The sequence below is a fragment of the Candidatus Brocadiia bacterium genome (genome assembly GCA_041658285.1).
Lineage (GTDB): Bacteria > Planctomycetota > MHYJ01 > JACQXL01 > JACQXL01 > JBBAAP01.
The window spans coordinates 45089-58949 of sequence record JBBAAP010000004.1 but is presented as its reverse complement, the minus strand read 5'-3'; the positions used below and the strand labels follow the sequence as shown (position 1 = coordinate 58949).

Sequence of the window (13861 nt, the reverse complement as noted above, 5' to 3'; positions counted from 1 at the left end):
TTAAATACTAAATATTATTACTTGGAAGTAGATTACAGTTTCCCGGCTGCCCGGTCAAGAGAAATTATGAAAGAATTACTCTTTACCATTATTTTCGATATCATCACGATAAGGCTTAATTTCGACCCCGTTTGCCCGGAATGACAAGGTCACCGCGCCGCATTCATAACTTGATAACACCCTGATGCCGTTGTTCCGGCATAATTCCAGCAACCCTTCGGCCAGCCGCTTTCCGTCGCTGTTAAGAAGAGCGTACCGCGGCTTGACGCTATTTATGAACTCAGGCATAAAACTGCTCGAGAATCCGTGATGCGGCAGTTGCATAACTGCTATGCCTGTCAAGCTCAACGGATTGCTCATCAGCCTTCCGATACCCTTCTTCTCGATATCGTTGCATAAAAGCGTGCCATTCCCCAACCTCAGCACCAGAGAAGTATCGTTGTAATAACTTTTGTGATAAGCCATGCCGTCCGGAGGACCGAGCACCTCCGCATTGAAATTATCCCCAATTGGTATGATATTCCCCGGACGAACAATCTTTGCCGTCAAACCAGTCATAGCCAGCAACCGCCGCCCAGCTTCGTACTCGCTGAAATACCGGCTGGTAAACAGCTCCTTGATGGTAAACCTGTCCGCCAGAGAAATCACTCCGCTGATATGGTCAGGATGCGGATGCGAAAGTACCAGGTTATCAATCCGGGTTATGCCCCGCTGCCAGAAATATGGCGCGATAATGCCCTTGCCGATATCCCGGTTCCCGAAAGTTCCGGCGTCAAACACCACCACCCGCCCGTCCGTGGTCTCCAGGACGAAGGCCGAGCCCTGCCTGACGTCAAGCATGGTCAGCGTCACCGCATCCGGCGCCCGGTAAAACGGCGAACGCCCGGACAATCCGGACCAAGCTATCCACAGCGCCGTTAACCCCAGCATCATCATAATTGCCGCTTTAGCGCCCAAGCTCAGATAACGGACGCCCCTGTTCTTGCCGACCAGAAGCAAACTGGCGAAAAACAGCCCATAAAATACTTTGACGAACCATAGCGGTATATCTGGCAGATAAATATAAGCCAGCGGAATCTGCGCCATCAACTCCACCAGGCTGTTTATCAACCAGCACAGCGAATGCGCCACTAATACCGTCACTATCTCGCCGACCAGAATAAACGGCAGTGTCATAAATCCCAACAACATCAAAACAAATATCAGACCGGACAACACAATATTGGACAGGAATGCCACGGGCGTGATAATATGAAAATAATATAAGGTCAGTAAAATTATGCCACCCCAAACGGACATTGAAACCGCAACTGAGGCCATCAGGTCCTTCTTAACGGTGCGAACAGCCTTCTGCAAAAAGGTCTGAGGCAATATATAAACCAATGCCTCTTCGGGCACAGGTCGACCTAGTAAAATACGCAACATCCGCGGCGACAGAACAATAATAAACAATACCGAAATAAACGACAGCTGCGCCCCGATGTTGAACACCTCAAGCGGATTAAAAAGCGTAATTATCAAAGCCGCCAGCGACAAGCTGTTCAGGCTGTTCGGCTTGCGGTTGAATAAATCAGCGCCCAGGAAACAGAATACCATCACCAGCGACCGGATAATAGGCGTGTATAAACCGGTCAGCGCCGTGTAGCCGACCGCCGCAATCAGCGTAATCACTATGCGCAGCTGGCCGGTAACCCCAATCCACCACAAGACCATAAAGCAGATAGCCACAACAATAGCCAGGTGCAGGCCGCTGACCGAAAGGTAATGGATTGTCCCGGTCCGCATAAACTTGTCCTGGATATCCTGCGGAAACGACGACCGGTCTCCCAGCAAAAGGGTTTTTATCAGTGAAGCGGTGTTAGCCAGCGATTGTCCATCGAAGAACGGCACGCGTTGAGCCGAAAACATCCGGTCTATCTTGCCGGAAACAGCCCGCCTGATGCCGTAGACCAGGCCCAGCGCCGGGTTGCCCTGCCCTCTGGCCAGCACCTGAATCCTCGACGCGTCAGAACACTTCAGAATCCGGGAAATCCCCTGACGCGCCAAGTACTGCCGGTAATCAAACTCGCCCGGGTTGGTCGGCCCGGCCGGGGTATACATCAGCCCGGTCAGACCGATCCGGTCGCCATATTTGATATGCCCGGCCGATCCTGTAAAGTTGACCCGAACCAGCCCGCTCACCGTTGAAGTAACACCATCCCTGGCAATCAACTGAACGCCCAGCACAAAATTACCGTAAGGCTTTTCCGGTCGCGAGTCCTCGTAAAGCGGACTGGGCTGGGCCTGGTAAATAACCGGGTCTTCGGTAACGATACCTTCAGCATAAACCGATATGTTTACCGAATGCAGGCGCGACAGATGATTATCTGGCAGACGCTGCGCTAAATCCATCCGGTACATCCCGCCAACAAAACACATTGTCAGAATAATTGAGGTACGCAGCAATCGCCATCGTTTTAACAGGTACAGAATCGTTAATAGCGCACCCAGGAATATCAAGACCGGCAGGATGTGAACAGGTAACGGGGTAATCAGGTAATCCGCGGTAAAGATACCGCCGATGAATGCGACGGCAGCCCAGTATAGCGGCTTAGGCGGAGTTAATATATCCACTGTATATTACAGGCCCAGATCAACGCTGATGGATTTCATGGCGTCCAGCGATATCTGCAGGAACCTGTCCAAATCCATGCCCAGGGCCGAGCAGTTGTTCATGGCGTCACGGTTGGCGCCGGCCGCAAAGCGCTTCTCTTTCATCCGGCTTTTGGCGAACGGCACATCCACGGCTGACAGCTTCTTATCCGTCCGAATCAGGGCGCAGGCCACCAGAAAACCCGTTACCGGATCGGCGCAATAAATCGCCTGCTCCATCGGCGTCAAACGCTCTTTCTTGTTGGCATGAGCCTTTATGGCGTCGATGATATCCGCGCCCAAATCAGTGTCCTTGAGCATCTCGGCCGTGACCAGCGCGTGCCGCTCCGGAGACGACTTGGTCTCTTCGTAATCCAGGTCGTGGAGCAACCCGGCCATAGCCCAACTGGCCTCGTCCTGCTTGAGTTCCCTGGCCAGCGATTTCATCACCGCTTCAACGGCCAGGATGTGCTTTCTTAGATTGGCGTTGGTTATTTTGGACTGGACCAATGCCCATGCTTCGTCTCTGTTCATAATCATTTGGGCGGCGACACCTTGATGACGCCGCTCCCACCTTCCTTCACTTTAGCTTCAATCCTATCCCACTGGCCGATCTGGGTCGGACCGCTGCCGCTGGTGAATATTATTATCTCGTCTGATTCGACCAGGGTTTTGTTATGCCAGACTTTGACCTTGTGATTAGACTTGATATTTATCTGCCCGGTTTCCGGCGACCATTCCAGGCATTCACCCTGGGCCCAGCTTTCAGCCATACCCATTATCATGACGTTGCCATCGGCCCGCATCTTGCTCAGCGTGTTTGATATCGGGTCGAACGACAGCACCAGCTTGTCCGCTTCCAGCTGGCCGAGTATCGACATCTCAGTGCCGCTGACCGGATTCTGGTCCTGGTTCATACGAACGCTATTCTGGAAAACTATCCGGCCGTCGGACATATACGCCTGGATATCGTCCTTGGCGGTGATATTAATCCGGCTGGTATCGGACGTGCCGCTGATGGGCGCCTCGAGCACCACCCGCTTCTCGCCCTTGAGCGTCAGTATATTCTGGGCCGTGCGCATATAGAGCGTCCGGGCCACGAAATTAAGCGTGCTGGTCTTGAGGTTGGCCAGCGTATTCTCGGTGGCCGTAAAAACCACCGTTCCGGCAATGTCGTCACGGATGAAGGTGTCCGACGAAGCGCTCCAGTCCGAACCGCTCACCGTCGACTGGCTCTCGATACGCACCCCGCCGAAGGCCCGGGTATTATTGAGCATATACTCGTTCAGCTTGGTCTGGGGATTGATGGTCCGCACCACCAGCACCTCCAGATGGTCGGTATAAAGCTTGGTCGGCCCCTGGGTCAACACCACCTGGCCGGTAAAGCTGATGCGCCGGCTGTCGTTTTCCTGCCGGAACGATGCCGGCACGGCTATCATACTGTCATTGGCCGCGATGGTGGTCTGGCCGGACGCGGAACTATCTCCGGCCGGCTGTGCTGCCTGGTTGAAAAGTAACGGACTGAACCCCAAACCACTCATCCGCACCTGTATCAGCTGGTGGAATGAAAAAGCCTCCAGGTTACTCTGGCCGGTGAAGCCTTTGCCGGTGATGAATATATGCGGCGCCTCTTTAACCACCCCGCTTTCGCCGGACGGCTGTTCCAGCCAGTGTGTGATGCTCACGAAATCGGTCGACGATATCACCTTCGAGGCCATATCCATGGCCAGCTCCTCGGCCGTGAGTTTGTTAGTGATATCGGTTCCGCCCAGATTATTCTTCTTCTCCCACTGGGCGATGATGGCGCCCTTGAGCGCCGCGAAATTATCGTTCTTGCGGATGACGGCCTCATTGGCATGTATCAGGACCCGGCCCGGATCAACCGCCGGCTGGGCGGTGTCCGTCGGCGTAACGCCTGACTCGGGATAATATATCATCTCCAGTCCCTGGACCGTGACGTTGTTCTCGCCCCGAATCACGGCCGTCCGGCCGCGCGATTCCCAGAGCAGTTTGTCGTCCTGGTAATGGGCGTAGCTCCAGTTGGTGACGTTCTGTCCGATTTCCTTTATGCGCGGAGCCGTCGGTTCAGCCGGATTGGGCTCCTGGGCCGGCGCCAGCGCCGTAACCAGAATCACAAAAACCAGCAGCCAGATGATATGTCTGTCAGGCATTTTCATACCGGGGCAGGATTATTTCTTTCCATTTACCCTGAGCTTTAAGAATCTTCTCGGCCAGCTCGCGGATGGCGCCGTCGCCGCCGGCGCGCTTGGTCACGTACTTGGCGTGTTGCTTCACCTCGGGACGGGCGTTCTGAACGGCCACTGGGAACCCCACCCGCTTCATAATCGGGATGTCCATCAAATCATCGCCTACGTAACAGACATCGCGGGCAGATATCTTGTATTTCCTTAGAATCCCAGGCAGAACATCCTGCTTGCGCTGGACGTCCTGGTGTATCTCGGCGATACCCACCTGCTTGGCCCGATAGAGCGTGGCCTTGATTTTGCGCCCGCTGATGATGGCGGTAATGATTCCGCAGCGCTTAAGGTAAACTATGCCCGAACCGTCGTAGACGTCAAAAACCTGGGTCTCGTTACCCTTACAATCGATGTGTATCCGGCCGTCGGTCAATACGCCGTCCACATCCATTATGACCATCTTGATTTGTTTCAGGTTCATACGATATCAGCCGCCAGGATATCCTGGACATCAAGCATCCCTACCGACCGGCCTTTGGCGTCAATAACCGGCAGTTCGTCTATCTTCCTGTCCCGGAGTATCCGGAACGCCTCGCTCAGCAGTTTATCCGCCTGAATCACGGTCGGGTGTCTGGTCATTACTTTAGATAAAGGCTGGTTGATGACGGACGGGTCTTTGCCGATGTGCCGCCTCAGGTCGCCGTCGGTGAATATGCCCACCAGCTTCTTGGTGCTATCGATGATGCTAACCGCGCCGGCCCGGCTTTTGGTAATGGCCGATATCGCCTCGCGGATGGTCCGGTTCTGGTTCATCATCGGATGTCGGTTGCCGGTGCGCATAACGTCGGCCACCTTGAGCAGTTTCCGGCCCAGCTCGCCGCCCGGATGATAAAAGGCGAACTGCTCCCGGGAAAACTTTCTATTCTTGATGACGGTCAGCGCGATGGCGTCGCCCAGGGCCAGTAATGCCGTGGTGCTGGCCGACGGCACCATACCCCACTCGCACGATTCTCTTATGTAGCCGGTCTCGAGCACCACGTCGGCGTGCTTGCCCAAAAGCGACCGGGCCGAACTGGTGATGGCCACGATTCTGGCGCCTATCTTCTTCAGGGACGGCAATAACCTGATGATTTCCTCGGTCTCGCCGCTGTTGGACAGCGCCAGGACCACGTCGTCGCGGGTAACCCGGCCCAGATCGCCGTGGTATGCCTCAGCCGGATGCAGGTATAAAGACGGCGTGCCGGTCGAAGCCAGCGTAGCCGATATCTTCTGTCCGATGATGCCGGCCTTGCCCATGCCGGTGACCACCACCCGACCCTTGCAGTTAAGCACCATATTTATGGACTTCTTGAAGGCGTCCTTCATTCCGGCCTGGCCCAGCTTGCGGCTGAGCGAACTAATGGCCGCTATCTCCGTGTCCAGTATCCGCTTGGCGTATTGATAGTAATTCATATATAACCTATTTTCGGATAATCTTATTCTTTAATCTATAAAATATTATAATCGTCGGGTTGTCAAGTCTTAGTGCCAGTTCGAATTTATGAGTTATCCCTAGACCCTGAGGGGTCTTGGGACAAGCCCCGCAGGCTATCCCGGTGCGTAGCCTCCTGTAAGGACTTATAGGGACAAGAACCCTCACGGGCTGGCAGTGCCTTTCAAAAGACTCAGGGTAAACTGAAGCCTCCTGTAAGGACTTATCCCGCTTTAGCGGGGCTAGTGGCAGTAGCCTTATCCTTAATATCTGCGTTGATCTGCGTCCTATTTGACGTCCGGGGCTACTTTCTTATCAAACTGGATTTTATCCTTGTTGGCCTTGTACCATTCCTCCCACTCCTCGGGCTTCTCGAATGACTGGTCGGTGATGTTATTGAGGTAGGACTTAACCAGCGCCAGCGCGTCCGTATCTGAGCCCTTGAGGATGTTAAAAAGCGCCCGGACCTGGAAGCGGTCGCCCAGGGTGATGGTCATAATCAGCGCCTTGGCCTTTATCAGGTCGCTCTTGTCGGTGTTGTATTTCTGGATAAGCATCTTGGCCGTGGCCGCCGACACCGGCGGCTGGGTCGGCAGTCCGCCGAACTTGGCCGCGTGCGGACCGACGATGTCGTTCATGCTCGACAACTGCGGCATCGGCTCGTCCGTCTGCAACAGGTAAAGCATCTCCAGCACCAGCAACCGGGTCCGGTCATCGGGCGGCTTGGAGCCGGTACAGGCATCGAGTATCCGGAATATCTCCTTGCGCAGGCATTTATAATAGCTGAAAAAATACAGGCCGTAAGCGGCCTTGAGCCTTATATTGGCGTCGCTGTTGCGCACCTCGACGTTGAGCACGCCGATGGCCTTATCCTGGAGCGTCACCAGCAAGTTGACCATACCGTCCAGTTGCATGGTGTCGCCGTTCTTGATTTCAGCGCGCAGGTTGTCCTCCAGCTTCGGTCCGGCCGGTTCCTTGGCCGCCGTGGCCGTGGCTGTAATACTGCCCGAAGCGGCCTTGGGCTTCTTGGTTTTCTTCGGCTCTTCCTGCTTGGGCTTGGGTATCAACAACAGCGCGATGAGGATGATAATACCGCCAACTATGATGGGGATGAAAGCCCGGAAGCGCTTATAGAAAGCCATGGCCGCCGAATCCATCTGGGACGGGTCGTCCTTTATGTGCACTCCGCACTTGGGACAGACAAACGACTCCGGCGGAATGGGCGACTCGCAGGTCGGGCACGGCATGGTCTCATCCTCACTACTTTCATCCGCCTCGTTCAGCGCAAATGTCTGAGCCTTAGGCTGGTTGTCGTCCAACGGTTTCAGGTCGATGGGCATATCCAGCGGCGGAGGCACCAAGTTGACATTGGCGCAGCCCGGGCACTTGACCATTTTGCCGGCCAGCTCGTCCCGGACCTGGAGCTTCTTCCCACATAAGCAGTTGAATGATACCATAACCGGTAATATAACAGACCGGAATTTCCTGTCAATGATTTTGGACTAAGGCTAACTCCACTAACTCTTTAAACTCTTCAAACTTCCTAAATAATTCCCTTGACAGGATTGGCCGGTTTGGTATACAAGGCATTATGAAGCAGTTGCTGGTCATCTCCCTGTTGATAATCCTGGCCCTGGCCGGTTGCGGGGATGACAAAAAGAATACTCCGGCCACCACTGCCCCGCCCCAACAGGTAACTCCTGAGCAAACGATGCCATCGGTGCAGTCGCCTGTTACTAAAACGCCTATAACACCCACCAAACAAGCTGATGTAAAGATAGATAGCGGAAGCAGTATTTCATCTGAGGAATCCCGTAAGAAACAGATAAAAGAACTAGTGGCCCAACTCTCAAGTCAAGACCAGGACAAACGAGTCATGGCTGTAAATGCCCTTAGCCAACTAAATGCTAAAGAGGCCATACCAAATATTACCAAATTATTGCAGGATAATGACTCAGAAGTTCGCGAGTCATCTGTACGTGTATTGGGAATACTTGGTGCTAAAGATGCAATCCCCGAAATTATCAAACTATTACAGGATAGCGACCAGAAAGTTCGGAACTCGGCGGTTTATGCATTGGCGTCGCTTGAAGCCACTGAGGCAATTCCGGCGATTACAAAATTATTAAAGGATGCTGTGCCCGATATACGCTGGGCGACCGCTTATGCGTTGGGGAACCTTAACGCCAAAGAGACAATCCCGGACCTTATACTATTATTTCAGGATACTGACCCATATGTCCGCGCGTCGGCTATTGACGCATTAGCAGACCTCAACGCTAAAGAGACAATACCAGCCATTACTAAATTATTACAGGATAACGACCCGAATGTTCGTGCGTCGGCTGTTCAGGCTATGGGGGAGCTCGGTTCCGAGGAAACAATCCCGATTGTTAGCAAATTCTTATACGATAATGACCGGGGTATTCGCTATGCTGCTCTCGATGCATTGTCAAGGCTTGACGCTGAAGAATTCATCCCGGCTATCACCGGGTTACTACAAGATATTGACCCCTATATTCGCGGCGGTGCCGCTTATGCATTGCTAGTACTTAGAGCTCAAGATGCGGTCCCGAATATTATCCAATTATTACAGGATAATGACTCACAGGTTCGCCGGTCTGCTATTCATGCCCTGGGATATCTTGGCACTAAGGAAACAATCCCAATTATAACTAAATTATTACAGGATGATGATTCATGGGTTCGTAAAACGGTTATAGCGTCTTTGGGACAACTCGGTGCTAAAGAAGAAATCCCCACCATAGCTGGATTATTACAGAATAGTGACCCAGAAGTTTGCATTGCTGCTATTGAATCATTAACTCAACTTGGTGATAAAGAATCCATACCAGGTATTACTAAGTTATTGCAGAATAGCAATGCGGGAGTCCGCCGGTCGGCTATTTATGCCTTAGGCCAGCTTGGCGTCAAAGAAGCTACCCCTGAAATTATTAAGCTATTGCAAGATGATAGTCAGAATGTCCGGCAATCAGCGGTCAATACATTAAGAATGCTTAGTGCTAAAGAAGCAATCCCAAACATTACTGAATTATTACGAGATAGTGATAAAATGGTTTGTTTATCTGCAATTGAGGCATTGGGGCAACTAAAAGCTAAGGATGCAATTCCTAACATTACAAAGTTTTTACAAGACAGCAGCCCAAATTTGCGTTCTCAGGCTGCTTATACTTTAGCATCTCTTGAAGCAACAGAAACCATCCCAAATATAACAAAGCTGTTGGAAGATAGAGATGAAAGGGTTCGTAGGTCTGCCAGTTCTACATTGGGTTCCCTTGGCGCAAAAGAAACAATACCAAATATCTCTAAACTACTGAAGGATAGCGATAAATGGGTTAGGTATTCAGCGATTAATGCACTGGGCGAGCTTGGGGCTAAAGAGTCAATCCCCCAAATTACCGGATTACTACAAGATAGCGACTCAGATATTAGGGAAGCCGCTAATTACGCATTAGGTACCATTGGTTCCAAGGAAGTAATTCCTGATGTCATTAAATCATTACAGGATAATGATCTTTGGGTCCGCTACTCAGCCGTTTATGCTTTAGGAAAACTTGGAGCCAAAGAAGCTATTCCAACCCTTACCAAGCTATTACAGGATAGCGACCCAAATATCCAATGGATAGCTGCAACTGCTCTGAAAGAGATAAGCGTGGAAGTGGACGATAAGTCTAAGTAGTCCATTGAGTCCATGGAGTCTGAGGAGTCCGGTTGGTTAAACCCTATAGACCCTCAAACCCCACAAACTCTTTCACCTTTCGTGCCTTCGTGGTAATACTCACAACTCCACGACCTGTATTTCCAGTTTCAAATTGGCGCCTTCAACGATGTACAGGCAGTAGGAATTACCCGGCCCGGCAATGGCCTGGAACTGGGCAAAGGCCGAATCCTGCAACCCGGCGATGAAGCCATTGATGAACTCGTTTTGCTCCTTGACCACATCAGGGTCGTATTTGGACTCGGTGATGATTATCCCGGCCTGGACCAGTTTCTCAATCAACCCGGCTTTGAGGGTGGTGCGTTGCCCGGTCTTGGCCACGTTGATGGCGCCGCCGCCGGTGACCTGCCCGCCGGCCGGCATCATCCCAATGGCCCGCTTGTCGCCGGTCAAAAAGTATCCGGCCCAGGGCGCCACGCCCCGGCCCCGGACCTTGTCGCCGGTAAAGCGCAGGGTCTTGCTGATGCCCTTGCTCCAGCGCGACTCGGCATTGGCAACCAGATCCTTGAACCGCTTGGCCTCGACGCCGTCCACCTCGGCAAACAGGTATTCCAGCTTCTCCTTCCATTTCTTATACGACTCGCTCAGGTTTCCCATCTGCCGGTTGTTGATTTCGCTAGCGGTCAGCTCGCTTTTGGAGCGGAATGACGGGTTGAGCATCCCTTTCCATTCCTGGTTGGAAACATCGCCTATCTTGCTGGCAAAAGCCTCGGGGTTAGGCACTGATTTCATCATCCGCCGGAATGTCTCCATGGCCATGCGCTGGAAGGATTCAACCCACTTGGCGGACATCTCATCGGTCGGTTGCGCGCCTGCCGGCACATCCATAAATGCCTTGGCTACGATTTTTGGCATATATATCACCTCCTTCTCTTACTCGCTGTTAGACCGTAAGGGAGTTACAGCGAGTTAGACCCCGATAAGCGTAGCGACATCGGGGCATATAAAAGTAAGTAGCTACACTCAATATAGACCACTCTTTCTACCTACAATATAGTCAAAAAACGCCAAAAGTCAACTCGATTTTTATAAAAGAGTAAAATATTTATTTAGTAAGCTATAATGGAGTGCAAGCAAAGATGGTATACTATAGCCTATACCCCCACGAGGTATATGGTATAGACCCACGGCATATACCCTATATCCCCAGGAGCTATACCCCATAGTCCCAGAGGCTATACCGTATATATGGGGTAGCTATACCCTATACCCTGGCCAGCTATAGCCTATACCCCAGTATGCTATACCGTATACCCCATCCCTATATAGGGTATAGAGGGGGGGGCTACCCCCCATAGCCCCCCGGGCTATACCCCACCCCCCCACCCCCTATACCCTACCCCGTATGGGAATATACCCTATATCCCACCCATCTATACCCTATATACTATGGGAGTATACCCTATAGACCCTGGGGCTATGCCCTATATCCTGCCGGTATATGCCTCATAACATGCCATCCATTAAGGATTATGAGCGCATACACGGTCAGGCGGAGGCAGAGAAACACCGCTGCTTGGATTATTCCGAAAGGTAAGAAATTTCCTTAAAATACGCCTTGGTGCCCTGGATTACCAGCCCGGGCGAACCCTGGAATTTGGTCTGGGCTTCTTCAGAAAGGCGCATATCAAGCAAGGGTACGTCGTTGAAATAGCACACGATTGAATCGCCGGCCACCTTGAACGAGAGCTGGTTCCAGTCCTCAAGGTTTGTCTCGGCCGGGATGCCCTTGGTGGCCATAATCTTGGCCTCAACCCCGCGCTGCCCGCTCCTCAGAACGGCCGCCGATCCCACCAGCATCAACGCTTTTTGCTTGATGAGAATCATATACATTTTTTCCGGTCCGCTGATTATAGCCAGCCCGGCCGAGAAATCACTATCCATTTCCTCGAGTTTCATCTTGACGGCGACCGTATAATTCTCCTTGAACACGCCGGTATGCTTGAGCAGGGACGTCATTCCGTTCGGCATGCTGACGCCGGCTATCATACTGTCCCGAACCGTCCAGACATCCGGTGGCCCGACCCAATCATTGATGTCCTCGCCGTTGAAAAGCGATTCCATCTGGCTCTTTTTCTGGGCAAGGCTGGCGCCTTTCATTATTTTGGACTGCTCCCTAACCTCCTGGTTTTGGGGGTCAATGGCCTGGAGAATATTAAAGATACTGACCAGGTAGTCATCGCCGGTGTCCTGGTATTTTTTAGCCAGTTCCAGGAACTTATTTGCATATTTTCGGTTAATCTCAGCTAACTCATCTTGGATTTTAGAGTAATCAGCCTGGTAATTTGATATCTTGCGCTGCAATTCTTTCTGGGTGTTGCTCGGATCGGACAGAGAATTAAGCAATTCCACGGCCTTGGCAAAATCCACCATGGCTTCGCCGCTCTCTTTGGCATCACGGTACATCATGCCGCGCTCGTAATAGACTTCGGGCATCTCCGGCGCTTCCTGGGCAGCCTTGCTGAAGTTATTCAATGCGGCCTCGTGGTTCTTTTTCTGCAAGTGCTCCCGGGCCTTTTTGATGTAGATCCGGGCTGTCTCCTCATCGGCCTGCAAGAATACAGTCGTAGCCAGCATTAATAGCCCCAGGCAAACCAAAAGGTGCCGGACTATCTTTTCTGGTATTTTAGATTGGCGAAAGTCGCGTTGCAATTCTGCGCCCATAATCCTATTTCTCCGTTAAAAACAGTTTTATCCGGCGACTTATATTCCATCGCCAGTTTGTCGTTTATGTAGACTTTCAGGGCTCCGTTCTCCACCTCGGCCCTGAGGTTGTTCCAGTCAAAGCGCTTGTAAAAGTCCGGCAGTTTGTCCCATTTGACATCTTCCGGCTTGGAGCTGTTGGGCGGAACCCGGCAAAGGCGTAGGTCGTTCTGGCTGAAGATGAACAAGGGCATCAGGTTCACGGTCCGCCGGATTCCGAGAATCAAGCCGATGCCATAGCTCCGGGCCAGATCCTTTTCAATCTTAAAGTCAAGTGAAAAGGCATAATTATTCTCCAATATCGTTTTGTTGCGGGAAATCATGACCGAGTCGTTGGTAGAGATGGTAATCTCGTTTTCCTTTCCGGATTTCCAGTCCGCCCTTTCACCCAGCGCGTCCCAGCCGGACATGTCCGGGTCCGTTAGGATAGGCTCCCAGCGCTGGAAAATAGCGCCGGCCTTGATTTCATCTATCATCTTCTGCGCCTCAGCGTTGGACGGGTCAACAGCCAGAACCGTCTTGATGGCTTTTTCAGTCAGGTAGTTATCCCTGGTCCTTGTCTTCTTGGTGAAATTAATAAGTTCCTTGATGTATTCCTGTTCAATGACACGTCCTTCTTTGCGCGAGACATCAAGATTCACCAACTGATCTTCGGCCTTCTTCTTAAACTCTTTCATAGCTGGAGTGGCCAGGGTCGTTTCGCTGACAAGCGCAATGCATTTTTTAAACGAGGCGCGGCTTTTGACCTTTTCGCCTGACTTGTTGTAGGCCTCACCACACTTAAAGTGGGCCTCGGGCATGCCCGGTGATTCTTTGGCCGCCTTTTGGTACAATTCCAGGGCGCGCGCGGTATCACCTTTCTTCATCGCCTCATCGCCTTTGGTCAAAAACGCCTTAGCTACATCATCATCGGCCAGCAAAACAAGTAAAAATGAGGCAATGAATAAAAAACAAGCTATAGCCCACGCTTTTGCAACTTTTTCCATATACTTATAATAATCGGCAATTAAGAGAATGTCAAGTTAATAATTATTAGAAAGATAAGATTTTTTCGGAATTATGCGTAACCATGCTACGGGCACAAAGGCTGAGTAATTTCTGAGCCTTTGCGCCCCTGCC

10 protein-coding genes are annotated in these 13861 nt (G+C 51.8%); 1 reads left to right on the top strand and 9 read right to left on the bottom strand.

What is annotated here, in order from left to right; translation table 11 throughout:
• Positions 1-75: 75 nt before the first annotated feature.
• From WC980_05790 to WC980_05765, 6 genes are all read right to left on the bottom strand, one after another.
• A complete protein-coding gene (locus WC980_05790) occupies positions 76-2613 on the bottom strand; it encodes a ComEC/Rec2 family competence protein (GenBank protein ID MFA5794563.1) in 2538 nt (845 codons plus the stop codon).
• Positions 2614-2619: 6 nt separating this feature from the next.
• Positions 2620-3168, bottom strand: a complete 549-nt coding sequence (locus WC980_05785; GenBank protein MFA5794562.1) for an HDIG domain-containing metalloprotein — start codon at positions 3166-3168, stop codon at positions 2620-2622.
• The gene (locus WC980_05780; protein ID MFA5794561.1) at positions 3168-4802 is read right to left on the bottom strand and encodes a hypothetical protein; all 1635 of its coding nucleotides are present in this window, start codon (positions 4800-4802) and stop codon (positions 3168-3170) included. Before WC980_05780 ends, WC980_05785 begins: the two co-directional genes overlap by 1 nt.
• Positions 4795-5310 (bottom strand): HAD hydrolase family protein, encoded by a 516-nt coding sequence (locus WC980_05775; protein MFA5794560.1) that lies wholly within the window; start codon positions 5308-5310, stop codon positions 4795-4797. Before WC980_05775 ends, WC980_05780 begins: the two co-directional genes overlap by 8 nt.
• The gene (locus tag WC980_05770; protein ID MFA5794559.1) at positions 5307-6281 is read right to left on the bottom strand and encodes a KpsF/GutQ family sugar-phosphate isomerase; all 975 of its coding nucleotides are present in this window, start codon (positions 6279-6281) and stop codon (positions 5307-5309) included. The genes WC980_05775 and WC980_05770 overlap by 4 nt, the downstream gene beginning before the upstream one ends.
• 306 nt (positions 6282-6587) lie before the next feature.
• Positions 6588-7757 carry a zinc ribbon domain-containing protein gene (locus tag WC980_05765; protein ID MFA5794558.1) on the bottom strand — a complete coding sequence of 390 codons (1170 nt, stop codon included), beginning with the start codon at positions 7755-7757 and terminating at the stop codon, positions 6588-6590.
• Positions 7758-7891: 134 nt separating this feature from the next.
• Here WC980_05765 and WC980_05760 point away from each other — a divergent pair, with 134 nt between their 5' ends.
• Positions 7892-10000 (top strand): HEAT repeat domain-containing protein, encoded by a 2109-nt coding sequence (locus WC980_05760; protein ID MFA5794557.1) that lies wholly within the window; start codon positions 7892-7894, stop codon positions 9998-10000.
• A 99-nt stretch (positions 10001-10099) separates the two neighbouring features.
• Here the strand turns inward: WC980_05760 and WC980_05755 are convergent, their stop codons facing one another.
• From WC980_05755 to WC980_05745, 3 genes are all read right to left on the bottom strand, one after another.
• Positions 10100-10894, bottom strand: a complete 795-nt coding sequence (locus tag WC980_05755) for a hypothetical protein (GenBank protein ID MFA5794556.1) — start codon at positions 10892-10894, stop codon at positions 10100-10102.
• Positions 10895-11560: 666 nt separating this feature from the next.
• The gene (locus WC980_05750) at positions 11561-12703 is read right to left on the bottom strand and encodes a family 16 glycoside hydrolase (protein ID MFA5794555.1); all 1143 of its coding nucleotides are present in this window, start codon (positions 12701-12703) and stop codon (positions 11561-11563) included.
• Positions 12649-13728, bottom strand: coding sequence for a tetratricopeptide repeat protein (locus tag WC980_05745; GenBank protein MFA5794554.1), 1080 nt, complete (start codon positions 13726-13728; stop codon positions 12649-12651). Before WC980_05745 ends, WC980_05750 begins: the two co-directional genes overlap by 55 nt.
• Between the last annotated feature and the right edge of the window lie 133 nt (positions 13729-13861).